Below are 25,535 nucleotides of genomic sequence, written 5' to 3'. Positions count from 1 at the left end.
ACCTTATTTAGTATAGCGCCCACCACTCCAAATAAAATGCCTTTGAGTGAACGCTTGTGACTATAAAAACGCCTATAAATAGCTAAGCAAAAATGGCCTTGTCAATCATAATCCTAAATGCAAAAAGCAAAAACCCAGCACTTTGGCTGGGTTTGAGACAACATTCGATATGACTGTTCTATAGCGCTTTAGGTATGGTTCAAATAATAGCTGCCCCTACCTCTACTGAGACATGCCCAGTGCGCTATATATAATTACGCGAGGTCACGTACCTTTGGCTCCCGCTCCCATAGACGAGTTTTAGCGTTTTCGATAAAACCATCTACATTATCAAGCGGCGTCACAAATGCATCTTTTTCGATAGGTAATTTGCTCAAAATATGCTCTTCGGTCGCAGGGCAATAAGCAATCGCTTTACAATGTGCATAAGCATCATTGAACCAGTCTAACGCCGCGCTATCCATTGCCAATTTCTTAGCTGGTGGATGCATAATAATACTGACAATGGCATCAAAGAGTACAGAAGGAGCACCAGCCAAACGCTCGTCAGTTTGGATCTTCGTGCCATCGTCTAACGTCACTTCTTTGTTAGGAGCGACGATTTTGACACTAGCACCAGCGTCGACAGCCGCCTTTTCAAACTTCGCAACTTCGCTATGACTAGAACCTTCAGCAACTAAAATACCAACCAAACGTCCTTTTAGACTCTTAGGACTGATACCGATAGTCTGCACAGCCTCAGAAGTACCTAAGTCTTGTACAGGTGCCGCAGCATCTGCAGGCTCTGGTAGGTCCATACCTAGCGCTGTGGCCACACGATTGGCCAAATCTTCATCGATATGACGCAAATGGCTAAGGGTACGAGTACGTACATGCGCGGTATCTACTTTACCCAGCTCAAACGCATATGCAGAGGCAATGTGTGCCTGTCCTGTCGCTGTCTGGCTGCGATAGAACATACGTGGTTGACTATAATGATCTGCAAAACTCTCTGCTCTTACGCGACCTTTTACACCATCGTCCAACCGTTCATGGAACGATTCAAATCCGCGTTTAACGCTTTCACGTGGACGTGTTGGATCCAAGCTTTGTGGCTCGTACATAACACGCGTTTTAGGCACTTGCATTTGCATATGACCATCTTGCTGATTATTAGCAAACGGACATTTTGGTGCATTGATTGGAATCTGTGCAAAGTTCGGTGAGCCCAAGCGTGACAACTGCGTATCTAAATAGCTGAACAGACGCCCTTGCAATAGTGGATCGTTACTATAATCAATACCTGGCACGACATGTGATGGGCAAAATGCGACTTGTTCTGTCTCTGCAAAGAAATTATCTACATTACGATTCAAGACCATTTTACCGATGATCTTTACAGGTACGGTTTCTTCAGGAATAAGCTTGGTCGCATCTAGATGATCAAACGGGAAGTTGTTTGCTTCCTCTTCCGTAAACAACTGCACCCCAAATTCCCATTCAGGATACATCTCATTGTCGATAGACTCGAACAAATCACGGCGATGATAATCAGGATCTGCACCAGAGATTTTTACAGCTTCGTCCCATGTGGTCGACTGCACGCCCAATACTGGCTTCCAATGGAAACGTACAAACGTGCTCTTACCTTCTTTATTGATTAAGCGATAGCTATGAATACCAAAACCTTCCATCATGCGTAGGCTACGTGGTAGTCCGCGATCACTCATAAGCCAAATCAGATTGTGCATGGTTTCAGGGCTCAGCGAGACAAAATCCCAAAACGTATCATGAGCAGATGCCGCTTGCGGGAAACCGCGATCTGGTTCAGGTTTTACGGCGTGAATCAAATCTGGGAACTTGATAGCATCTTGGATAAAGAAGATCGGCATGTTGTTACCAACGATATCCCAGTTACCTTCTTCTGTGTATACTTTTACAGAGAACCCGCGTACATCACGTGGCGTATCTTTTGAGCCTTTATTACCAGCAACTGTCGAAAAACGAGTAAACAATGGGGTTTGCTTGCCAGTTTCTGTCAAAATCTTGGCAGTCGTATATTCTTCTAACGATTCAGTCAATTCAAAGTAACCATGGGCGGCACTACCGCGTGCATGGACGATACGCTCAGGGATACGCTCATGGTCAAAATGGTTGATTTTTTCACGCAGTACAAAATCTTCTAGCAAAGTAGGACCGCGTTCGCCTGCTTTTAGTGAGTTCTGATTGTCACCAATAGCCACGCCTTGTTGGGTGGTCAAAACCTTGGTGTCGTCGCCTGCACGTTGATGGGTTTCCCCTCCATTGCCGCGCTCAGTATTCATGTCCTTTGCTGGGTCGGTATGATCGATATTCTTATTCATAAAAAATCCTAGCTAATAAGTAAAATGGTCTCTTATAGGACCATTAGAAATAGGTTTACACAGGGTGCTGATTCCTTTGAGATAATAGTGACTTCATATGTCGGTTATTTCTCTGTGTTTTGTATGACCAATTATTAAAAAACATAAAAGAATAAAAGGCATACGGCTTATACTACCCAAAAATTAAGTTGCGTAGGTGATGAACCTTGTTGATGTTTGGTTAAGGTTTGCAGTCATCATAAATTCGTATTTTTAAGCTATCTTAGCGATGCATCAACGTTAACAATAGAATCTTGTAATATAGTTATTGTTTCAGGTATGCTTTTGGGGAGTATTAGAGACAATCGATAAATACATTGGCATAGTTTTAGCCTTATATTTATCTTTTCATATGACTAATTTATATAACTATAAGGCCACCTACCATGTTACAAACTTTCAGCTCTGCATCCAAAAAACCTTATCGCTCATTATTAATGGGTGCATCAATGGGTTTGATGGCATTAACAGTCAGTCAAACGGCTGCTGCTATCACCACCAAAAATGTTACTTATACAGTGGAGAACCAAACTTACGAAGGTTATTACGCCAAAGCAGATAAGGCTAACGCGCCTTTTATCTTACTGATTCATGATTGGGATGGTTTAACTGACTATGAGCGCAAACGCGCTGACATGTTGGCAGCTGAAGGTTATAACGTACTGGCAGCAGATATGTTTGGGCAAGGCATTCGTCCTACCTCTGTTGAAGAAAACAAGCGTTTAACAGGAGAGCTATACGATGACCGTAACAAGATGCGCCGCATATTGGCAGGGGCATTAACAGCAGGACAACTACAAGGTAATGATGTGCGTAAAGGCACGACTATGGGGTATTGCTTTGGTGGTACGGTAGCGTTAGAGCTCGCACGCTCAGGCTTTGAGCAAAAAGCCTTTGTACCCTTCCACGGTGCCTTTGAGGTGCCAACAGGTCAGAGCTATGACAATACCACTGGAGAGATTTTAGTATTTCATGGATCTGCTGACCAATCAGTCTCGCTAGAGAGCTTCGCCACTTTGGGTAAGACATTAGAAGCAGCTGAGATACCGCATGAAATGGTGACATACAGTGGCGCGCCACATGCCTTTAGCGTATTTGGTAGCGACAGATATGATGCTCGTGCCGATGAGCGCTCTTGGAAACGCTACTTGGACTTTTTGGCAGAAGAATATAAGTAATATAGCTGCATAAATTAAATAAGTAGACGCAAAAAAACACCTCAATTAAGATCTGATAGCGATCTATTGAGGTGTTTTTTTGCAGCATCAGTTACTTAGTATTCAATGTTTTTGAAATACCAAGAGCTGATTGTTAGCGGGCATCGTATAAGTATTTATAAATTTCAAGTGATGCGAATTTGCTAAATGGACTACGTCTTCCTTATTCCGAATACCGCTCTTAGCGTTGCCTGCTCTTAGCATCGTATCAAATCGTTGGTTGCCTTCACTAGTATATGTACCATGCTCGTTAAATGGACCATATACAATCAGCTTGCCATTAACAGGTAGCGCATCACCAGCCAATGCAAATAAGTGCTCGACTAAACTCCAACTGATAATATGCAAGGTATTGGCAGTGAATATCGCATCATAGGGTCTGTCTGCACGACTGCTGAAAGGTATCGCATCTGTATTCAAATCAAATGCCAATGGCGAATATAAATTAGGTGCAGGGTAAGCGTCGTGCCAAGCGACTATATGGCGATGATTAATGATCACATCACTCGTTTGCCACTGTATCTCAGGCAAGTTAGGCGCAAAATAAACGCTATGTTGTCCCGTTCCAGAGCCAACTTCTAATACATGACTAAAGCCTTGTAGCTCTGTTTGAAGTACTTCTAAAATAGGTTGTTTATTATTTTCACAGGCTTGAGAAAACGGCAAGGTAGAAATATCTACTTTGTTATTGAGATGATCACTGTCCATATTATCGTCATGCATTACTACCCTCCCAGCCTATCTATCACGTTTCCGACATTAATAGCAGTAGATTAACAAGCATTGTCTAAGACTGACCTAGTGGCCGCCAAACAACTCATAACTAGTAAATACCTGCCTCTACCCCAGCGGCCAGCGTCATAGCAAGCTCTTCTACTTGCTCAGCAAAGCTGTCTTGCCAATCGCCTTGTAGTATCAACGCCTCTTGAATCCATGACCAACGTAGCCCCGTTGTAATCGTTTTGAGCGCAAGCTTGGTACCTGTACCGTCATGCCCTGCCCGTATATATACCGCAAATGGCATACCTTGCTTCTCTTCTAGCACTGGATAGTAGCAACGATCAAAGAAGTCTTTGGTCAGCCCTGCCATATACGCTAGATTTTCAGTTGTGCCTAGCAGTAACGCATCAGCAGCTAATACATCTTCTGGCTGCGTGTCCTGCGGAGATTTTAAGACAACAGTGATATCTATATCAGGATGATTAGCACCGTCAAAAGCCGCCTGCGCCAATTTCTGAGTATTGGGCGATGGTGCATGAGCAACGATAAGGAGAGTCTTAGTAGGCATATTAAGCGTCCGTGCCATTATTAAACACTAAATTTTGAGTAATGGCAGGATCCAAGCTATTGCTTACCGGACAGGTCAATGCAGTCTTATAAAATCGCTTTAAGGTACTTTCATCCAATGCTTTTGAAAAATTAACTATTACATGTATTTCACTTACCCTCCTCGGTTTGGCAGCCATGACTTTGGTAACTTCTGCGGTCGTACCTGAAATATCCATATCCATCGCTTCAGCTTTGATACCAATGATCGTTAAGATACAACTGCCCAAACTGGTCGCTAGCAAGTCAGTCGGAGAAAACGCTTCGCCCTTACCGTGGTTATCCGTCGGTGCATCCGTGATGATTTGATTATTCGACTGTAAATGGATAGCTTGGGTACGTAAATTACCTTGATAGGTTACTTTTGAGGTGGTCATGGGGTTCTCTTTGGTAGTTGTTATCGGACTACTAGTTCTCGATAGAATATTGTTTTTCGACTATAAAGTTAAGTGCACTATTTAAAATAACATATTTAAGACTAATTCAATTGCTCGATATTATTACTAGTACCTGCAACATAAATAAAAAAGGCTATTGCTCTGGTTGCTTGGCAGTTAAGCCAAGCGCCAACGATGGCATAACATGACGACAGAGCAGCAACGCGAGGTACTAAGGTTTATCGCTGGACGTAAGCTGCTTATTGAGCTTATGCGACTGCGTAAAAACGAGCAATTAGGATTTTATTTTGAAGAAGATGTTGAGATGGGTGACTCGTCTTGAATCAAAATTACTACTTTGCCAAATTACTCTAAAATCTCTCTCTTTAGAATCTCTAACTCAGCTATAGTTTTTTCTGGAATTTTATCATTAATTTTGATAATTTCCGCTCTACTAGATTTCATCTTATTGAGTGCTTTGTCGGGCTTAGAACACTCATATACCTTATTGCTTTTATTCTCCAAAAAATAGTATCTGATTACCGGCGAATTTATATTTGAAAAATTAATAGCTACTATCACATAATCAGATCTTACTTTAGTAAAGTCTTCTCCTAAGTAAATAGCACGCAATTTTCCCCAATAAAACCTTGGAAATAACCCGTTATAAGATAGTAACCTTTCTCTAATTGAAGCAAAAGAGCTGTACCGGAGCAATGACAGATTAATTGCATTAAACTCCTGAATATAGTCGAATATAACCATATCATTATTTAAGCTTACGGTTGACGTCATTTTATTATTATTGGCTATCTTCCCTAGTTTAGATTCCTTAGCTAGGTTAGGAAGATCAACTAAAGGCATGGTATAGAGTAGTCCATCAAACCCATCCATGTTTTTAAATTCAGTAATCATATTAAGTTCGTTACTAACCACTATACAAGTTACTTTTTTATGAGGAAATAGTTTTTCTAAAAGAGTTATTTTCCGATAACCCTCTGTTCTAAGTTTGCTCACGCTTGTCGGAGTATTGGATAAAGTACATTCGTAAATAAAAACTTCACTTTCACCTATCACTATACAGTCAAATTCGGCAAGAGATATTTTATTACTATTGTATAAAATACTCCCCTTCGAATCACAGTAGAAGCCTGTAGTTATATGTTTACTACTGTTTTTTGAGGCATAAGGCCCTTTTGCAACAACGTTCAATCCTATTTCAGAAAATTTGCAGATATTGATAACAATATACTCAACGAAAGAGGCTTCATATACTTGCCCTTTAAAGTTCATCATTTTCCAATGATCAGTGGGATTTTTTAAATAATTTCTGCTATTGCTATAGGAATACTTGTATAAACTCAAAAGATGACCTTATTTATATATTGAAATTTATGACTGATCTTGAATACACTGGAAAAGAATAAGTAACAACCTTTTATTAAATTTAAAACGGAACATCGCTGTTAAAATTATTTGCTAGTTTAGAAACTTTAGCTTGAAGAATATCTTCGTTTTTCAAGAGCTCATCTACACCTAACTCAGTAATTGAATAAGCATAAAAATCGTAACCATCCTGATGATCCATCTCTATAGATTTACTTATTAGTCCCATACGCTCCAATTTAACTAGTGATAGTTGAACAACGGCTTCATTCGTTTCACGAAAACTATTAAATATTCTATGAAAAGGTAAACCGATAGGATCAGCAATACGACTTTGGAGACAAGACGCTAAAAGCTTATAATCCTGTTCCTTTAGATTATAGCTCACAGGATTAGCAATAATTGCTCTAGATTCTGAAAGACTAGCGTAATTTATAATTTCTAATCTCTCTACCTCAGATTTAATCAAAAAACATGCTCTATTAGTTGCAGAAACTAAATCTTCATCAGAACGGTTCGCATCGAAGTCTGCAGGAGTTACTCCTAATAAATCAGTTGGTAAGTGCATTTATACACCACGTGGCTTTAGAATAAAAGAGCGAGATTTTCCAATTGCGCCAACAAACAAACCCATTTCGAATATCACGTTATCTCTGACCCCATGCTCATTTCTGTTTCTGATCGTAACAATATCGTCAGGTGCAAAGATAAACAAAGCAAAATCTACAGTCGATGATTTTTCTACTAAATCCTCAATCGTTGAAGACGATAGTTTAAAAGCACCATTTGTCCAAATAGTAACTTCAAAGTCATGATCAAGATTGGCATTAACAGCCTCGGCAATTTGGAGACTTTCAACCGAGGAGGCAATAAATAATCGTGGTTTTCTCAACTCATAATCTCCATAGTTCATTAGTTCCTAAAAGGTTATTAACTTACAATTGTAGATAGTATTAATGCTAAAATGTATGATCTACCATCTTCTTAAAACATGAGTATTTTTGAAAGCCAAACTTTAGATAAAGACAATCTCCTTTTCAATTTGATAAAGAAAGGATTTACCTTAAACCCGCTAATAGACTACTTCAGCAATCTCTTTAGGCCTCCCTTTAGTAGCATAATGTCCTCTACCTTCTTATGCTTCTACCGTTCTTCCCACTTACTGTCTACGAGGTTATACACCTCATCATTATCATGAGGCATAATATTTGCTTTTAGCTGAAACGACTCTCCACCCATCTCTCTCCAGCACTCCGAAAACCACTGAATAAGCTCATCAATGGCGATACTCCATGGGTCAAAATCTTCATCCTGATTAGTATATTTCTCTTCAAGCTCATAAGGGTAGACATACTCTATCTCCAATAACTCTGGATCAACAGGCGAAGGATATTGGGCTTCACCGTTGATGTAAACGAAGTGCTCAGAATCATTTGCATCCATAAAAAAAGCCCTGACTGGGAACCCTTGTGTGAATCCATCGGCAAATATTTCAAACTCTAGACTGATTACTTCTTTTGGATAATCATATTCGATTAGTTCTTTTAAAACTGGTTTTATACTCGCGGTGAGTCAATATAGATATCCTTGAACTTTCTCTGAAAATTCTTGCTCGATGTCCATTTCACTCTCTTTTTATAGTATTACTTTAATTAGACTAAATTATAGAATACAACGTGTGCTGTATATTGACATGTCTTTTCAACATATAAAATCTCGGATGAATTTGCACCTATTTTGGTTACTATTTATGTCTTATCTATAAATAAAATCAGATAGCAAAAACCCAGACCTAGAATATTGGTCGTAACGGGATTAAATGCACCTATCAAGTACATTGGACTTGCTACAGCTACAAAGAGTAGTAGCAAGAGTAGAATAGTCGCGGCTATATACACAGGAGTGTTAGACTTATTGAGAAATATAATTGCACAACCCAAGACTATTTTGGCAGGTACACCAAGATCACTAGTCGAGACCAAGTGTACTTCAACTGCACTCAACCATAATATCTTGGGCACCAAGCCGTGATAGATAAATAAAAACCCTAATAGAACTCTGCTAATGAACGAGACATGAGCAAGCTTATCTTTTTGCATCTAAAAAACGTGCCTCATTCTCTGGCAATGGTAAAGCACAGTAGTCATATTTACCAAACAGACGATAACGATTCAATGCGATACAATCATACATCCAATCTCGTATAGGTGTTGGAATAATCTTAAAAATACAAACTCCTTTCCATGGATAACCTAATTTTGACATTACTTGAAAAAAAGCATTACTCTTTTGGAAGGACTGGTTACCTTCTACATAGAGCATGGTTTCATAATCGTCAGTAGGTAGCCCAAAATAAAGCAGTATTTCTTGGCCCTCTTCTGATTGCACACTGCACAATTTGAAGGTCTGCTTGCTATCATACTTAAGGATAAAATTACTCCATACGTTACATAGCTTACAAACGCCATCGAAAAGAATGACTTTATCTGAGACACCAACATTGGGAGGGAGTTTATCAGTACTCATTTTTTACTCTTTCAAATAACCACTTATTGTTGAGTAAATTTAACACTAATATGCATAAGCAACAATCTAAATATAAAAGTAGAGTGTAGTCTGATAATTTCTAATAATAGATAGCTAAAACTAAATGAATAAAAAAATCAGAAAACAAGAGACGCAATAATACGAAATATAGATAGAGAAAGTGATTAAGTAGCATTAGCTAATGAAATGACTATATTAAAGATAAAAAAGACAAACAAAGAAAAGCCCCCTTTGCGTTAGCAAAGGGGGCTTTTACTTTAGAATAGAGAGCTGACGATGACCTACTCTCACATGGGCGAACCACACTACCATTGGCGCAACGATGTTTCACTTCTGAGTTCGGGAAGGGATCAGGTGGGGCCATCGCGCTATTGTCGTCAGCAAAGGGGGTTAGATATGAGTCTGTTTTATAGTTTTACTTATTTGACTAAGTATCACTTAACCTAACTGAATCAAGGTTAAAGGTGATATCGAAATGTTCTGTCTATGACAGATAATTAGACTTGATACAAACCACTTGGGTGTTGTATGGTCAAGCCAAACGAGCAATTAGTACAGGTTAGCTACACACATCGCTGTGCTTCCACACCCTGCCTATCAACGTCCTAGTCTTGAACGGCTCTTTAGGGAAATCTAATCTTGAGGTGGGCTTCCCGCTTAGATGCTTTCAGCGGTTATCCCATCCGAACGTAGCTACCGGGCAATGCCATTGGCATGACAACCCGAACACCAGTGGTTCGTCCACTCTGGTCCTCTCGTACTAGGAGCAGATCCTCTCAAATTTCCAACGCCCACGGTAGATAGGGACCGAACTGTCTCACGACGTTCTAAACCCAGCTCGCGTACCTCTTTAAATGGCGAACAGCCATACCCTTAGGACCTGCTTCAGCCCTAGGATGAGATGAGCCGACATCGAGGTGCCAAACACCGCCGTCGATATGAACTCTTGGGCGGTATCAGCCTGTTATCCCCAGAGTACCTTTTATCCGTTGAGCGATGGCCCTTCCATACAGAACCACCGGATCACTAAGACCTACTTTCGTACCTGCTCGACTTGTGGGTCTCGCAGTTAAGCGCGCTTTTGCCTTTATACTCTACGACCGATTTCCGACCGGTCTGAGCGCACCTTCGTACTCCTCCGTTACTCTTTAGGAGGAGACCGCCCCAGTCAAACTACCCACCATACATTGTCCTCGGTATTGTTATACCTGAGTTAGAACCCCAACATGACCAGGGTGGTATTTCAAGATTGGCTCCACCAAGACTAGCGTCTCGGCTTCAAAGCCTCCCACCTATCCTGCACAAGTCAGGTCAAAGTTCAATGTAAAGCTGTAGTAAAGGTTCACGGGGTCTTTCCGTCTAGCCGCGGGTACACAGCATCTTCACTGCGATTTCGATTTCACTGAGTCTCTGCTGGAGACAGCGCTGCCATCATTATGTCATTCGTGCAGGTCGGAACTTACCCGACAAGGAATTTCGCTACCTTAGGACCGTTATAGTTACGGCCGCCGTTTACTGGGGCTTCGATCAAGAGCTTCGCTTACGCTAACCCCATCAATTAACCTTCCAGCACCGGGCAGACATCACACCCTATACGTCCACTTTCGTGTTTGCAGAGTGCTGTGTTTTTAATAAACAGTTGCAGCAGCCTGGTATCTGCGACTGCCAGCAGCTCAAGGAGCAAGTCCTATCACCACCAACAGCGTACCTTCTCCCGAAGTTACGGTACCATTTTGCCTAGTTCCTTCAGCAGAGTTCTCTCAAGCGCCTTGGTATTCTCTACCTGATCACCTGTGTCGGTTTAGGGTACGATTCGTTTATAACTATTGCTTAGAAGCTTTTCCTGGAAGCATGGTATTTGCCACTTCGCTGTACAAGTACAGCTTGCTATCAGATCTCGGTATAAAATAGCCCGGATTTACCTAAGCTATAAACCTACATCCTTTCACCTGGACAACCAACGCCAGGCTGACATAACCTTCTCCGTCCCTCCATCGCATTATAAACAAGTATCGGAATATTAACCGATTTCCCATCGACTACGCCTTTCGGCCTCGCCTTAGGGGTCGACTCACCCAGCCCCGATTAACGTTGGACTGGAACCCTTGATCTTCCGGCGTGCGAGCTTTTCACTCGCATTATCGTTACTCACGTCAGCATTCGCTCTTGTGATACCTCCAGCATGCTTTACAACACACCTTCACAGGCTTACACAACGCTCCCCTACCACTTGAAAACAAATTCAAATCCGCAGCTTCGGCTCCTAGTTTGAGCCCCGTTACATCTTCCGCGCGGGCCGACTCGACTAGTGAGCTATTACGCTTTCTTTAAAGGATGGCTGCTTCTAAGCCAACCTCCTAGCTGTCTATGCCTTCCCACCTCGTTTCCCACTTAACTAGGAATTTGGGGCCTTAGCTGGCGGTCTGGGTTGTTTCCCTCTCCACAATGGACGTTAGCACCCACTGTGTGTCTCCCGGATATCACTCATCGGTATTCGGAGTTTGCATCGGTTTGGTAAGTCGGTATGACCCCCTAGCCGAAACAGTGCTCTACCCCCAATGGTGTTCGTCCGAGGCGCTACCTAAATAGCTTTCGGGGAGAACCAGCTATCACCGAGTTTGATTAGCCTTTCACCCCTATCCACAAGTCATCCCCTGGCTTTTCAACGACAGTGGGTTCGGTCCTCCGGTGCCTGTTACGGCACTTTCAACCTGCTCATGGATAGATCACTCGGTTTCGGGTCTATGCCCTGCAACTAATCGCCCTATTAAGACTCGGTTTCCCTACGGCTCCCCTAAACGGTTAACCTTGCTACAGAACATAAGTCGCTGACCCATTATACAAAAGGTACGCGGTCACCTAACAAGTAGGCTCCCACTGCTTGTACGCACACGGTTTCAGGTTCTATTTCACTCCCCTCACAGGGGTTCTTTTCGCCTTTCCCTCACGGTACTGGTTCACTATCGGTCAGTCAGGAGTATTTAGCCTTGGAGGATGGTCCCCCCATCTTCAAACAGGATTTCTCGTGCCCCGCTCTACTTAATATGTTAATGCTAATGTTTCGAATACAGGACTATCACCTACTACGGTCAGCTTTCCCACGCTGTTCTTCTACATTAGTACTAATCGGCTTCTCCCCGTTCGCTCGCCGCTACTAGGGGAATCTCAATTGATGTCTATTCCTAAGGGTACTGAGATGTTTCACTTCCCCTCGTTCGCTTCCTAATAAATTAGGATACTTACCTTATGGTAAGTGGGTTTCCCCATTCAGAAATCTCCGGATCACAGGATATTGCCGCCTCCCCGAAGCTTATCGCAGGCTGTCACGTCTTTCATCGCCTCTGACTGCCAAGGCATCCACCATGTGCGCTTCATTACTTGACCATACAACCCCAAGTAGTCTTTCGACTCCAAAGTGTCATACACTCTAATTATGATAACGATATCACCTATGTTTATACGCTTGATTCAGTTCTCTTTACTTTTTTAATAACTCACCCCTGGGATAACAACTGATGTCGTTAAGAGGTGAGTTATTAAGGTTAAGAAGTGCGCGTGAACACGCACCTCCTAACCCAGACTCATATCTATGTTTTTAAATAGTCTCTATGCTCTCGTCGAGTCACAGATTCTGTATAAAACAGAAAGAAGTAATCTTGTTCAAATCACTTGTTTCTATTTGATACCTATTTTTATTTAGCACTCTAAGCTTAACTAAAGTAGTGGTGGAGCCAAACGGAGTCGAACCGTTGACCTCCTGCGTGCAAGGCAGGCGCTCTACCAACTGAGCTATGGCCCCATTATATAAATGGTGGGTCTAAGTGGACTCGAACCACTGACCCCCGCGTTATCAACACGGTGCTCTAACCAGCTGAGCTACAGACCCTAATACGTCCTAAAACGTAAGCTTAAACTAAAGAACAACTTGTTGTGAATTCTTGCTGACCGAATGCTGTCTATAAGGAGGTGATCCAGCCGCAGGTTCCCCTACGGCTACCTTGTTACGACTTCACCCCAGTCATCAACCACACCGTGGTGAACGCTCCCCCGAAGGTTAAGCTATCCACTTCTGGTGCAATCAACTCCCATGGTGTGACGGGCGGTGTGTACAAGGCCCGGGAACGTATTCACCGCGGCATTCTGATCCGCGATTACTAGCGATTCCTACTTCATGGAGTCGAGTTGCAGACTCCAATCTGGACTACGATAGGCTTTTTGAGATTCGCATCACATCGCTGTGTAGCTGCCCTCTGTACCTACCATTGTAGCACGTGTGTAGCCCTGGTCGTAAGGGCCATGATGACTTGACGTCGTCCCCGCCTTCCTCCAGTTTGTCACTGGCAGTATCCTTAGAGTTCCCGGCTTAACCCGCTGGTAACTAAGGACAAGGGTTGCGCTCGTTGCGGGACTTAACCCAACATCTCACGACACGAGCTGACGACAGCCATGCAGCACCTGTATTCTAATTCCCGAAGGCACTCCCGCATCTCTGCAGGATTCTAGATATGTCAAGACCAGGTAAGGTTCTTCGCGTTGCATCGAATTAAACCACATGCTCCACCGCTTGTGCGGGCCCCCGTCAATTCATTTGAGTTTTAACCTTGCGGCCGTACTCCCCAGGCGGTCTACTTATTGCGTTAGCTGCGTCACTAAGTCCTCAAGGGACCCAACGACTAGTAGACATCGTTTACGGCGTGGACTACCAGGGTATCTAATCCTGTTTGCTACCCACGCTTTCGAGCCTCAGTGTCAGTATGATGCCAGGAAGCTGCCTTCGCCATCGGTATTCCTTCAGATCTCTACGCATTTCACCGCTACACCTGAAATTCTACTTCCCTCTCACCTACTCTAGCCTAACAGTTTCAGATGCAGTTCCCAGGTTAAGCCCGGGGATTTCACATCTGACTTATCAAGCCACCTACGCTCGCTTTACGCCCAGTAATTCCGATTAACGCTTGCACCCTCTGTATTACCGCGGCTGCTGGCACAGAGTTAGCCGGTGCTTATTCTGCAGCTAATGTCATCGTCTCCGGGTATTAACCGAAGAGTCTTCTTCACTGCTTAAAGTGCTTTACAACCAAAAGGCCTTCTTCACACACGCGGCATGGCTGGATCAGGGTTTCCCCCATTGTCCAATATTCCCCACTGCTGCCTCCCGTAGGAGTCCGGGCCGTGTCTCAGTCCCGGTGTGGCTGATCATCCTCTCAGACCAGCTACAGATCGTCGCCATGGTAGGCCTTTACCCCACCATCTAGCTAATCCGACTTAGGCTCATCTAATAGCGAGAGCAACAAGTTGCCCCCTTTCTCCCGTAGGACGTATGCGGTATTAATACGAGTTTCCCCGTGCTATCCCCCACTACTAGGTAGATTCCTAAGTATTACTCACCCGTCCGCCGCTCGACGCCTGATAGCAAGCTATCATCGTTTCCGCTCGACTTGCATGTGTTAAGCCTGCCGCCAGCGTTCAATCTGAGCCATGATCAAACTCTTCAGTTTAATCTTGCTATGAAGCTCTTTAAAGAAGCTTCTAAACTTGGCTCATCTAATCTGGCAAAATCGCTAAAAATTATGTTCGTAATGAATTAACTTTGAGTTTTTCTGCTGTCTTAAATGATAATTTTTATAGTTAATAATCTTTCCGAAAAGAAAAGATAGTCAACTTTATTTTTTAGCATTCTGAATCAGCAAAAATCCACACAAGTTGTTCTTTAGTTATGCTTTTAAATAGTCTCAATCACTGTCGTCCAGTCATCGATATATAGGGTATTTCTTTTGCCATCTAGCCAATCCGTCTCCGGTTAAGCTATTTAGCGAGCCGACTATCTTATCATAATGATTTGAATTGTCAAGACTTTTTATAATTTCGTTTCACCAAGTTAACTAAGTTAGTTATATGTAATTGACATATAAGCTTCTCAGTCCGTCTGATGAGGGCGTATTATAGACGCTTTATTTATTTAGTCAAGAAGTATTTTTTATTTAGTTTGAATAATCTAAACCTTTCAAACCATCCATCTACTTCCCTTTCGACTGGGTGGCATTATACGCACATCTATTGAGAACGCAAGGGAAGTCTATAAATAATCTTTGTTGCTTTCTATAAGCAGGATTTTACCCACCTAACTTGTTTCTATAGCTATAGAGCTCACTAAGTAAGCTTTTATAACTACAGACTAGGCCTTTTCATCACAATAAATTTTCTAATCCATTATATAGAGCGCATAAAAAAGGCACTTACCTGACGGTAAGTGCCTTTTGATATATACATTAGAAATACTGTTAGCCTTTTACTTTTGTCTTAATCGTAGTAACGATGCCTGATAGCGCATATATGATACCAATAGCTAAGATACCAACTGGAATATCATAAAGTACGATACTCATAACAAGTACACCAATGATAAGAACAACAAAAGGCACTTTCTTTTTATCAAATTCCTTAAAGCTATAATATTTGACGTTACTGACCATTAGCAAACCGCAAGTCACTACCCATGCTGCAAACAAGAACATAACAGCGGTATCATATTGCCCAATCCACTCGTTATGATCGACTGCCACCATAACAGCAGAGGTTACTAAGATAGCTGCAAGTGGACTTGCCAATCCGACAAAATATTTTTTGTCCACAGCGCCAATCTGCACATTGAATCGCGCCAAACGAAAGGCACCGCAAGCGGTAAACACAAAAGCACAGCCGAGACCAATGCGTCCCAATGGTTGTAGCGCAAAACTATAGATCAAAATAGCAGGTGCCACACCAAACGCTAGCATATCGGCTAATGAGTCATATTGTTCACCAAATGGGCTTTGCGCATTGAGCATACGAGCAACGCGACCATCTGCCCCGTCTAAAATAGCAGATAAGAAGATCGCTAAAGAAGCCTTGTAAAACTCACCTTGCGTACTTGCCAAAATTGAATAAAAGCCTGATAGCAACGATAAAGTCGTAATCAAGTTGGGCGCTAAATAGACACCGCGACTAACGACCCGCTTACCTTCAGCCACTTCAGCTTCAACGACTTCAAAGGTCAAGCCATCATAGTTATCGTTGTTTGCTAAGCGTATATTAAAATCATGCTCATCAACAAACGGTGGCTGAGTGGCTGCATTATCTTGTAATAAACCATCATTCACTGTCTCATTATGGGATTGGCCAGTAGGTGGTTGCACATTTGTCATCTTAATATCCTTATTGGCCGCTACTGCTATTCACTGACACCGTTATTTGCTGACGCTTTTATTCGCCAACGAGCCAGCGCACATTGGTCGCGCTATCAGGTGTCAAGTCTGGCGCGTCCTCTACTTTTAGTACTGGCTGCAAGAAACGTAATATCTCACGTGCATGGTTATCAAACTGCCATGGTGGATTGATAACCAGCAGACCGGTACCGTTCAGACCAACCGCAACATCATTAGGATAAATATTTAGCTCACAAACCAGCTGACGTCTCATTTCAGTACGTTTGAGCTTTTTATAAAAAAGCTCTACGGCTTCGATGTTTTTGATTGGGAACCAAAGCGCATAAGTGCCTTGTGGCCATTTGTTATAAGCCGCAACCAATAAATCGATGAGGCGCGTAAAATCTTTGTGCTCCTGCTCATAAGGCGGATCAAGGAAAATCAAACCGCGCTTTTCTTTTGGTGGAATAACAGCGGTGATACCTTCAAAAGCATCACGATGCTGGATACCAATTGGCAGCTTATGCAGCTGATAGTTCAACGCATCGTATTCAGTCGCTTTGGCTTCAAACGCCTCAGCACGCACGCCAGCATCAGGCTTTTTAGCCGCGCTTTTTTCGACGTGATGGGCTACCCACCATGGCGAACCAGGGTAGACTTTATTATCATATGTGAATTTGGCTTGTTTGATGCCTTCCATATAATCTTTGACAGCAGCTGGTGCTTTTTCAGTATCTGCTTTCAGAAAAGCTTGAATACCGCCTTTAGCCTCACCTGTCTTACGTGATTCTTCACTGCTCAGTGAATACAGTCCACGGCCGCCATAAGCGTCAAGCACATAAAACGGTTTGTTTTTCTGCCCCAGTTGGTTAAGCAGTTGTACCAATAAAATGTGTTTAACCACATCAGCAAAGTTACCAGCGTGGTAGGCGTGTTTATAGTTCATAATCTCAAAAGTTTAAATAAGAAAAATTGCATCTATGGTAGCATAGGCAGAGTAAAAGATAATGTGGTTTTAGTAAGCACTTTCAATAAAAATGCATTGAATGCCGGTATATTGACAGCTGATTGATAATAATGAGATGAAATGACGCAGATTATTAGCAACTTGAGCACGACAGAGCTGGTCGTTGATCGTCCTATCGGTCAGAACAATCCGCCATTACTGCTGCCAGACACTCATAATGATAGCCAAGAAATTCCTACTCAGCACGTATTGCAAATGTCTGACTTTGCGGTGGACTGGGAACAAAAGCTAACGGACCAAAAACTTGATACCTTTGTCACTGACGGCTGGCTGATTATTGATGAGGTTTTTGATAGTACCGCATTGCTCGCGCTACAAGCAGAAAGCGGTTTTATTGACTATCGTGATGCAGAGCTGACCGCTGGTGTTCGCATCAGTGATATTCGCGGTGATAGAATACGCTGGATCACCGAAGACTTTTTTGCAGGCTATTACTATCTACAAAGCATCAATGCGCTGGCTTCATTATTTAATCGTAGCTTGTTCGCGGGTATTCGCCATAGTGAAGCGCATTATGCGTGGTATCCGACTGGCTTCGGTTATCAATGGCATAGCGACAATCCTGCTGGGCGCGATGAACGAGTGATCTCGGCAGTGTTTTATCTTAATGATGATTGGGAAACCACCGATGGTGGCGCGCTAGAAGTCGTTGATAAGCACGGTGTCCATCATGAGGTTATGCCCGTTGCCAACAGACTCATTATCTTTGACAGTGATTTACGTCACCAAGTGCAAACTGCCTATCGCCAACGCTACTCTATTGCCACTTGGATGCGCCGTGATGGCCTTGTCCCGTTTGTCGAAGTAGAAGTTTAACACCTACCCTTCTTTACTCATTTATATTTAATATTTTACTTATTATACAAAAGGCTTATTCATGTCTGACTCTCACAACCAAACAAGCACATCTCAACAAACGACTCACCAGCAAGCAACCTTAGATTTAAGTATTGCACTGTTAGAGCGCCCTTCAGTGACTCCAGACGATGATGGTTGCCAAGATATATTGTCAGAGCGTTTGGAGCAAGCAGGCTTTGATTGCGAGTTTATGTACTATGGTGATAGACAAGCAAAGGGCGAGCATGCTGAAGTCAAAAATTTGTGGGCGCGCCGTGGTACGACTGATCCCGTCATTTGTTTTGCTGGTCATACTGACGTCGTACCAACAGGTGACGAAAAAAACTGGACATACCCTCCGTTTACCCCAACCATTGCTGATGGATATCTATGGGCACGCGGCGCCGCTGATATGAAGACCGGCATTGCTGCCTTTACTATCGCAGCTGAACGCTTCGTCGCCAACCATCCTGAGCACAATGGCTCTATTGCTTTTTTAATCACCTCAGATGAAGAAGGACCGTCAATCAATGGCACGGTCAAAGTTATCGAGACTCTAGAAGCTCGTCAAGAAAAGATCACCTATTGTCTCGTTGGTGAGCCATCAAGTACCGATACGTTAGGCGATATCATCAAAAACGGTCGTCGTGGTTCATTGGGTGCAGAGCTTACGGTCACAGGTAAGCAAGGTCACGTTGCCTATCCACATCTGGCATCTAATCCGATTCATGCGGCTATGTCTGCCCTTGCGGAGCTAACGTCGACTGCATGGGACAATGGCAATGACTACTTCCCAGCCACGTCATTGCAAATATCAAATATCAATGGCGGCACAGGTGCAACCAATGTCATTCCTGAAACGCTAAATGTTGTCTTTAACTTCCGTTTTTCAACTGAAACCACTGAAGATGAGTTAAAAGCAAAAACACATGCTATTTTTGACAAATATTTTGCTGATAGCAAGGCAAACTACGATATTCATTGGAAATTATCTGGTCAGCCGTTCTTGACTCCTGAAGGAAAACTGGTCTCAGCATGTCAAAACGCCATCAAAAAAGTCACCGATGTCGATACCACGCTATCAACTTCTGGCGGTACATCTGATGGTCGCTTCATCGCGCCAACAGGGGCACAAGTCGTCGAGCTTGGTGTCCGTAATGCGACGATTCATCAAGTAGATGAAAAAGTAGAAGTTGGTGATTTGGGTAAACTGGCGCAGATTTATGAAGGGATATTGGAAAATCTATTGTTAGATTAATCATCATTGATAGAGTCAAAAAGCGCCAAGTCCGATAGCAGACTTGGCGCTTATTAAAATCAGTATTTAATTTAAGATATTTAATTTTTGAAAACACCTTACAGAGTTCACTTATACACCATTACTCTAAAGCTATAGCCTGAGTGAATATGGACTACTAAGAATCAACCTATATTATCTGTTCAGGAACCTATAAGTTATAATTATAATGTTGAGAAGTCTCATAATCGTAAATTGATACTGAACTACTATTAAAACTTCCACTATAATGGCTACTGGAGTCATAGTCGTAACCAGTAAATTGATTAATGCTAACATTCAGATTTATATGAGCACTATTTCCGTAATCATAAAAGCTGTTTAGGTTACCAGTTAAATGACAACCTCTATCATGATCATAAATATTTACCGTACCATTATTCACTGTTCCACTTATGTTTATATGCTTGGACTGCGAATAATCGTAAATTGAGTTAATATTATTTTTCGTTGACGCACCTACTATAAATGCCACACAAGCTCTAGTGCTACTATTCATTTTTTCACCTTCTAGCTATTGATGAACTATTGTGTAGTATATTTTGTATGAAGTAAATAAGCATTAATCAACAATTTGCGTTGTAATTAATATACCACTTTAACTTAATAGGTGGTTTAACTGGGTGTTCGTAATGCGACAATTCATCAAGTGGATGAAAAAGTAGAAGTCGATGATTTGGGTAAACTGGCGCAGATTTATGAAGGTATTTTAGAAAATCTATTGTTAGATTAATTACTGAGATTTAAAGTAAAAAAAGCGCCACATCGTATTCGAATGTGGCGCTTTTTTGCATCTTTATACACTAGCTTGCTTTTATAAAGGATATAACAACTCTACTCAATCCCAATATATACATCGACTTTACCGTACTCTAGATTACCACCGATATAATGCTCAAAGTCGACATTGAATGTACGAGTATGCTCACAGTCTGCCGTATTAAAATATTCCCAAGCACTCTCCCATGCATTCATAACAGTGTTAGGCATGTGCCCTTCTTCAGAAAACACTAAGTATTTTCCTGCAGGTATATTTACTTCGACCACATCACTCATGTTAGCCGCAATTTTATTATCTGCGCTGTCTGATTGATCATCTTGCTCGCTGGCAGTTTTCCAGCTGGCAACAACATCGAACGCCCCTGCCAGATCATCGCTTTCGTAGTTATGATAGATGCCGTAGATATCTTCACCTTCAGGCAGTTCACCGGCGTAATTCTGGTAGAACTTTTGCCATAATCTACCCAATTTGGCAGTGTCATGGCTGATCTCAGCGTTATTAGTGGTACGCACGCTGATACCGCTACACGCTATCGCTTCTGGTAGCTCTTTAATTTGTGACGTCATGATGCGGCCTTTTTAATTTATTTATTGAATTTTTATGGATAACACTGCTCAACGTTATAGAGTCGATTAGTCAGCTTCATCAATCCAGTTCATTTGAATGGCTTCTAAGATGCCTTCGTTTGAGCGTTGTGGATCATCATCGAAGCCCTCAAGCTCGGTCACCCAGCGGTGCAAGTCGGTAAAACGTATGTACTGCGGGTCAGTCTCAGGAAACTTTTCGTAAAGCTCAATGGCGATATCTAAGCTGTCTGTCCATTTTAATTTTTGCGGGATCATAACGGTACCTTATTCTTTGATGGTTTTGAAATAGTTATTTTAAACACAGTACAGTCGCCTTGAGACCGACGACTTTATGGGTTCTATCCTACCAAAATTTATCAAATGATTATAGCCAAGTTGCTTTGCGACACTGTTTTCGGTGCGGTTTCTTGGTACTATTTTTGGTGTCATTTATGCTGACTTGGCTGATTTGACAGCGACTTGGTGCTCGTTCCATGTGTTAATGGTATCCGTCAATTGCTCACCTGTCATATCTAGCACCTCTGGTGTGCGCATGCCGGTATCATCGGTGAATACAAATTTAGTCATACCAACGCCCATCAACTGATTTTTTACAAAAAAGCGATGCTCAAAATAGACGTACTTATGATCCCAGCCTGCAACTGTACTGCTCAGCGTCATCTTATCTAAAAATTTAATTTGTTTGAGATAAATCATCTCCTGCATGGCAATGACCCAGTTTAGAGGTTTGATGCCTTTTTGATGACAGCATGCTTTTACCCAACGTGTCACGTTTAGTTCAATAAATGACAAATAACGATAATTGGGCAGATGATCACGAAAACCCATGTCATGGGGCAATACGCGATAATGACGGACGGTCGGCGCGGTCAATATCTCTAAGCTAATTGTTTCGCTCGTCGGTTGATGCTTGAGCTGTTGTTTGAGCAGACTGACCATAATAAAAAAACGCAGTAACATATTCATAAATCTTTCTCTTATTTCATTGTATTTATAATTGCTGATGAAAGTAGACATTGACACCAGCTTATAACCCCGCCATAAACGCAGGCCACTTTAACGCAAAAAAAGCCACCTGAGTGACTTTCTTTATTTTGCTTTATTTTGCTTTGTTTGGCTTTATCTAAAAACTTATAGGTAAATGCTTATGATCAAACACATGCTTTAGCGATTAGTGACCACCACCATTGATACTACGTACCATCTCTTCTACCATTTTCTTGGCATCACCAAAGATCATCATGGTTTTGTCCATATAGAACAAGCTGTTGTCTAGACCAGCGTAACCCGTACTCATTGAACGTTTGATAACCATAACCGTTTGGGCTTTGCTGGCTTCTAGAATAGGCATACCAAAAATAGGCGACGTCGGATCATCTTTTGCAGATGGGTTTACAACATCGTTTGCACCGATAACTAGAACCACATCGGTACTCGCGAAGTCTGAGTTGATCTCATCCATCTCTAGAATATCATCATAAGGCACGTCAGCTTCTGCCAACAGTACGTTCATATGACCTGGCATACGACCAGCGACAGGATGAATCGCAAAACGAACATTGACGCCTTCTTCTTTTAATAGCTCGTATAGCTCTTTTACTGCATTCTGTGCACGGCCCTGTGCCATACCATAACCTGGTACGATAACCACGTTGCTGGCATTAGACATAAGGAACCCTGCGTCTTCTGCCGAGCCTGCTTTGTAGTTTTTGGGTGCACCATCATCACCGCCTGCTGCAACAGCGCCTGTACCCATACCACCGAACAACACATTGAGTAATGAGCGGTTCATGGCTTTACACATGATGTAAGACAAGATCGCACCTGATGAACCGACCAGCGAACCTGCGATAATCAACATTGAGTTGCCAAGGGTAAAACCAATACCCGCTGCCGCCCAACCAGAGAATGAGTTCAATAGTGATACCACCACTGGCATATCACCGCCACCGATTGGCGCAATCCACATCCAACCAAAGATAACCGCAATCACTGCCATTGTATAAAACGCTGGTAATGAGTCTGTGACGAAATATACGCCACCAAAACCAATCATAGCAATAAACAATAGCGCTTGAACGGGTTTTACCCAGCCGCCGACCAGTGTCTTAGCCCAGCTTTTTGCTGCCAGTTTACCAAAGGCAAAAACAGATGCTGAGAATGTGATCGCACCAATAAAGCAACCGATAAATAGCTCAACACGGGCCACCGCGCCATGCTGCTGCTCAGTATGTAATACTGTGGCGAGGGCAATCGCTACCGCTGCCAAACCGACGAATGAATGCATCAACGCAACGGTTTCTGGCATCTGTGTCATCGCGACTGTTTTCGCTTTCCACATACCAACGAGGGCGCCTAAAATCATTGCCCCGATAATGAGCCAAAGAACAGGACCTTCTGCTAAAAAGAAGGTTGTCACAACAGCGATAGCCATCGCTGCCATACCGAAACGATTACCACGGATAGCGGTTTTTGGGCTAGATAGACCACGTAGCGTTAATACAAAGAGGATGGCACCAACTAGGTAGAACCAATCAGCATTTGCCGCAATCATTGTTGAAAAATCATTCATGCGTCACCTCCAACATCAGTGGTTGCTACTGGTGCTTTTTTTACTTTGGGTTTAAACATTGCAAGCATACGCTCGGTCACGGCAAAGCCACCAAAAATATTAATACTGGCCAAAAATACAGCAAAGGCACCAAGCAAACTGGTTGGTGTGAACATCGAGCCGTCAATATGAACGGTCTGCAGCATCGCACCTACGATGACAATACTTGATAATGCATTGGTTACCGCCATCAAGGGCGTATGCAATGCAGGGGTAACGCCCCAAACGACGTAATATCCGACAAAAATAGCGAGTACAAATACGGTGAAAATCGCTACAAATGGTGTGCTACTCATGGCCGCACCAGCTGGCGCTGCAGCTAAAATAGTGGCAATCATCTTATCCTCCTAAAAATTTATTCATTACTGGCAAATGTATAGTGACAAAACATATCGTGATAGGCAGTCGAACCTAGCGCTTGGCTAGTCGTACCTGACTGTCATGTGTCACTGCCAGTGCGCCCTGAATTTCGTCTTCCATGTCTAAGTTAAGCGACAGATCGTTTGCTGGCGCGTCATCGCTAGCAGGCTTGATCAACGTCGTGATAAAGTTGACAAGGTTATTGGCATATAGATCTGATGACTGCGCTGCAAGCATCGATGGGATGTTGGCAGCACCAACAATACGTACGCCATTTTCTGTGGTGACGGTCTCGTTAGGTAGACTACCTTCGACGTTACCACCAGTACCAGCAGCCATATCGATCAGGACTGAGCCTGCCTTCATTTTGGCAAGCGTTGTCCCGTGCACTAAACGCGGTGCTTGACGACCAGGAATCTGCGCGGTTGTGATGACGATGTCAGCATTGCTGAGTGCTTTATCAACGACAGCGGCTTGATCTTTGATGTATTGCTCTGATGGGGTCCACGCATAGCCGCCTGTTGCTTTGGCTTTTTGCGCTTCGTCTTCACTCATTGGTACATCAAGCCATTTTCCGCCAAGTGATTCGACCTGCTCTTTTGCCGCAGGACGCAAATCGCTGGCTTCTACGACGGCACCCAAACGTTTTGCGGTGGCGATCGCCTGTAGGCCCGCAACACCAACGCCCAAGATAACCACTTTAGCTGGCTTGACCGTACCTGCTGAGGTCATAAACATCGGGAAAGGACGCGAATACTCATTGGCTGCGAGCAATACTGCTTTATAACCGGCGAGGTTGGCTTGTGATGACAAGACGTCCATGTTTTGGGCACGTGAAAGCGTACGTGGCAACAATTCCATAGCAAAAGCGGTTGTGCCTTTGGATGCATAAGTGTCAAGCTGAGTATTGCGATAAGGGTCCAACATGCCAATGACGATCTGACCCGATGATAGGCTTTGGGTAGCCTCCGTCGGCAAGTCATTGACGGTGGTAATAATTTGAGACTGGGTAATGACCTCGGTGCTGCTATTGGCAATATCGGCACCAGCAGCCTGATACATGTCGTCAGCATAGTATGCTGCTTGACCGGCACCTGACTGTATGACGACCTCAAACCCAAGTTTACGCAATTTTTTGACCGCGTCTGGGGTTAGTGCGACACGGCTTTCGCTCGCGATATCTGCACTGATTACACCGATTTTCATATCGTCTCCTTACTTATATATAATGACTTACCCTTAATACCCTCAACGCATTTTCAAAAAGCACAGGGGACAAAAAACCCTTATTACATGACTTATTCACTATCAAGAATAAAGACTATCAATTTAATAAATGATGGATTGTTTACCATCATGTCTTTTTATTATAGAGACAACACCCAACAATTTTCATTGTCTAATGATGACCCACAAGTAAAATAAAAATTTTGGGATTTATACCATTGGCATACTTTTTGTTGTTATATTGAACTTATTATTTTTTTTAGAATCCTTTAGACCTTGTACTATATGGCTTGCCATCGCTAGTGAGCCGACTTTGCACATGCTCATAACCTGATAGATAACATCAAGAAAACATAAAAAACCAAGGCTAAGTCAAGTTAGACTTCCACG

Annotated in this window: 23 protein-coding genes, 2 tRNA genes and 3 rRNA genes; 4 read left to right on the top strand and 24 right to left on the bottom strand. The window is 42.7% G+C overall.

Annotated features, from left to right (window positions below):
- Window positions 1–254: 254 nt before the first annotated feature.
- Window positions 255–2,342 (bottom strand): catalase, encoded by a 2,088-nt coding sequence (locus tag AC5JPY_RS11160; RefSeq protein WP_493852472.1) that lies wholly within the window; start codon window positions 2,340–2,342, stop codon window positions 255–257.
- 425 nt (window positions 2,343–2,767) lie between these two features.
- Here AC5JPY_RS11160 and AC5JPY_RS11155 point away from each other — a divergent pair, with 425 nt between their 5' ends.
- Entirely contained in the window at window positions 2,768–3,559 is a 792-nt protein-coding gene (locus AC5JPY_RS11155; RefSeq protein ID WP_493852471.1) for a dienelactone hydrolase family protein, read from the top strand.
- A 102-nt stretch (window positions 3,560–3,661) separates the two neighbouring features.
- On the opposite strand, the gene AC5JPY_RS11150 is transcribed toward AC5JPY_RS11155, so the two are convergent.
- From AC5JPY_RS11150 to AC5JPY_RS11140, 3 genes are all read right to left on the bottom strand, one after another.
- On the bottom strand, window positions 3,662–4,321 hold the full coding sequence (locus AC5JPY_RS11150) for a DUF938 domain-containing protein (protein ID WP_493852470.1): 660 nt from the start codon (window positions 4,319–4,321) through the stop codon (window positions 3,662–3,664).
- A 100-nt stretch (window positions 4,322–4,421) separates the two neighbouring features.
- Window positions 4,422–4,886, bottom strand: a complete 465-nt coding sequence (locus AC5JPY_RS11145) for a flavodoxin family protein (protein WP_493852469.1) — start codon at window positions 4,884–4,886, stop codon at window positions 4,422–4,424.
- Between the two features lies 1 nt (window position 4,887).
- On the bottom strand, window positions 4,888–5,301 hold the full coding sequence (locus tag AC5JPY_RS11140) for an OsmC family protein (protein ID WP_319049894.1): 414 nt from the start codon (window positions 5,299–5,301) through the stop codon (window positions 4,888–4,890).
- A 205-nt stretch (window positions 5,302–5,506) separates the two neighbouring features.
- Here AC5JPY_RS11140 and AC5JPY_RS11135 point away from each other — a divergent pair, with 205 nt between their 5' ends.
- Window positions 5,507–5,644: a hypothetical protein gene (locus AC5JPY_RS11135; protein ID WP_493852468.1), complete on the top strand. Its 138-nt coding sequence runs from the start codon at window positions 5,507–5,509 to the stop codon at window positions 5,642–5,644.
- A 23-nt stretch (window positions 5,645–5,667) separates the two neighbouring features.
- Here AC5JPY_RS11135 and AC5JPY_RS11130 read toward each other — a convergent pair whose 3' ends face one another.
- From AC5JPY_RS11130 to AC5JPY_RS11070, 13 genes are all read right to left on the bottom strand, one after another.
- Window positions 5,668–6,594 (bottom strand): hypothetical protein, encoded by a 927-nt coding sequence (locus AC5JPY_RS11130; RefSeq protein WP_493852467.1) that lies wholly within the window; start codon window positions 6,592–6,594, stop codon window positions 5,668–5,670.
- Between the two features lie 154 nt (window positions 6,595–6,748).
- Window positions 6,749–7,255 carry a hypothetical protein gene (locus AC5JPY_RS11125; RefSeq protein ID WP_319049891.1) on the bottom strand — a complete coding sequence of 169 codons (507 nt, stop codon included), beginning with the start codon at window positions 7,253–7,255 and terminating at the stop codon, window positions 6,749–6,751.
- Window positions 7,256–7,600, bottom strand: a complete 345-nt coding sequence (locus tag AC5JPY_RS11120; protein WP_319049890.1) for a nucleotide-binding protein — start codon at window positions 7,598–7,600, stop codon at window positions 7,256–7,258. It lies immediately after the preceding gene.
- A gap of 230 nt (window positions 7,601–7,830) precedes the next feature.
- Window positions 7,831–8,130, bottom strand: coding sequence for a hypothetical protein (locus tag AC5JPY_RS11115; protein WP_493852466.1), 300 nt, complete (start codon window positions 8,128–8,130; stop codon window positions 7,831–7,833).
- 305 nt (window positions 8,131–8,435) lie between these two features.
- Entirely contained in the window at window positions 8,436–8,786 is a 351-nt protein-coding gene (locus tag AC5JPY_RS11110; protein WP_493852465.1) for a DoxX-like family protein, read from the bottom strand.
- On the bottom strand, window positions 8,773–9,213 hold the full coding sequence (locus AC5JPY_RS11105) for a thiol-disulfide oxidoreductase DCC family protein (protein ID WP_493852464.1): 441 nt from the start codon (window positions 9,211–9,213) through the stop codon (window positions 8,773–8,775). Before AC5JPY_RS11105 ends, AC5JPY_RS11110 begins: the two co-directional genes overlap by 14 nt.
- Before the next feature lie 289 nt (window positions 9,214–9,502).
- Window positions 9,503–9,616: ribosomal RNA gene (rrf, locus tag AC5JPY_RS11100) — 5S ribosomal RNA — on the bottom strand.
- Window positions 9,617–9,762: 146 nt separating this feature from the next.
- Window positions 9,763–12,618: ribosomal RNA gene (locus AC5JPY_RS11095) — 23S ribosomal RNA — on the bottom strand.
- A 339-nt stretch (window positions 12,619–12,957) separates the two neighbouring features.
- Window positions 12,958–13,033: transfer RNA gene (locus AC5JPY_RS11090), tRNA-Ala, on the bottom strand.
- A 10-nt stretch (window positions 13,034–13,043) separates the two neighbouring features.
- Window positions 13,044–13,120, bottom strand: a tRNA-Ile gene (locus tag AC5JPY_RS11085).
- A gap of 73 nt (window positions 13,121–13,193) precedes the next feature.
- Window positions 13,194–14,732, bottom strand: a 16S ribosomal RNA gene (locus AC5JPY_RS11080).
- The 16S, 23S and 5S rRNA genes sit together here with 2 tRNA genes alongside, the layout of an rRNA operon.
- 783 nt (window positions 14,733–15,515) lie before the next feature.
- A complete protein-coding gene (gene pssA, locus AC5JPY_RS11075) occupies window positions 15,516–16,418 on the bottom strand; it encodes a CDP-diacylglycerol--serine O-phosphatidyltransferase (RefSeq protein ID WP_443526903.1) in 903 nt (300 codons plus the stop codon).
- Window positions 16,419–16,476: 58 nt separating this feature from the next.
- Window positions 16,477–17,364: a 23S rRNA (adenine(2030)-N(6))-methyltransferase RlmJ gene (locus AC5JPY_RS11070; RefSeq protein WP_319052029.1), complete on the bottom strand. Its 888-nt coding sequence runs from the start codon at window positions 17,362–17,364 to the stop codon at window positions 16,477–16,479.
- Window positions 17,365–17,505: 141 nt separating this feature from the next.
- Here AC5JPY_RS11070 and AC5JPY_RS11065 point away from each other — a divergent pair, with 141 nt between their 5' ends.
- Both AC5JPY_RS11065 and dapE read left to right on the top strand, forming a co-directional pair.
- A complete protein-coding gene (locus AC5JPY_RS11065; protein WP_493852463.1) occupies window positions 17,506–18,261 on the top strand; it encodes a 2OG-Fe(II) oxygenase in 756 nt (251 codons plus the stop codon).
- A gap of 61 nt (window positions 18,262–18,322) precedes the next feature.
- Window positions 18,323–19,540 (top strand): succinyl-diaminopimelate desuccinylase, encoded by a 1,218-nt coding sequence (gene dapE, locus AC5JPY_RS11060; protein WP_493852462.1) that lies wholly within the window; start codon window positions 18,323–18,325, stop codon window positions 19,538–19,540.
- Window positions 19,541–19,730: 190 nt separating this feature from the next.
- Here the strand turns inward: dapE and AC5JPY_RS11055 are convergent, their stop codons facing one another.
- From AC5JPY_RS11055 to AC5JPY_RS11025, 7 genes are all read right to left on the bottom strand, one after another.
- A complete protein-coding gene (locus AC5JPY_RS11055; protein WP_493852461.1) occupies window positions 19,731–20,078 on the bottom strand; it encodes a hypothetical protein in 348 nt (115 codons plus the stop codon).
- A gap of 335 nt (window positions 20,079–20,413) precedes the next feature.
- Entirely contained in the window at window positions 20,414–20,926 is a 513-nt protein-coding gene (locus AC5JPY_RS11050) for a GyrI-like domain-containing protein (RefSeq protein WP_493852460.1), read from the bottom strand.
- A 66-nt stretch (window positions 20,927–20,992) separates the two neighbouring features.
- Window positions 20,993–21,202: a Fe-S cluster assembly protein IscX gene (iscX, locus tag AC5JPY_RS11045; protein ID WP_201572234.1), complete on the bottom strand. Its 210-nt coding sequence runs from the start codon at window positions 21,200–21,202 to the stop codon at window positions 20,993–20,995.
- A gap of 174 nt (window positions 21,203–21,376) precedes the next feature.
- Window positions 21,377–21,913 carry an acyl-CoA thioesterase gene (locus AC5JPY_RS11040; RefSeq protein WP_493852459.1) on the bottom strand — a complete coding sequence of 179 codons (537 nt, stop codon included), beginning with the start codon at window positions 21,911–21,913 and terminating at the stop codon, window positions 21,377–21,379.
- Window positions 21,914–22,118: 205 nt separating this feature from the next.
- Window positions 22,119–23,519, bottom strand: coding sequence for an NAD(P)(+) transhydrogenase (Re/Si-specific) subunit beta (locus tag AC5JPY_RS11035; protein WP_443526898.1), 1,401 nt, complete (start codon window positions 23,517–23,519; stop codon window positions 22,119–22,121).
- Entirely contained in the window at window positions 23,516–23,854 is a 339-nt protein-coding gene (locus AC5JPY_RS11030) for a proton-translocating transhydrogenase family protein (protein WP_319052069.1), read from the bottom strand. Before AC5JPY_RS11030 ends, AC5JPY_RS11035 begins: the two co-directional genes overlap by 4 nt.
- Window positions 23,855–23,969: 115 nt before the next feature.
- Complete coding sequence (locus AC5JPY_RS11025) at window positions 23,970–25,124, bottom strand: Re/Si-specific NAD(P)(+) transhydrogenase subunit alpha (RefSeq protein ID WP_493852458.1); 1,155 nt, start codon at window positions 25,122–25,124, stop codon at window positions 23,970–23,972.
- Window positions 25,125–25,535 lie beyond the last annotated feature (411 nt).

It is taken from the genome of Psychrobacter sp. H27 (assembly GCF_059072655.1).
This window is presented reverse-complemented; position numbering and strand designations above follow the sequence as displayed.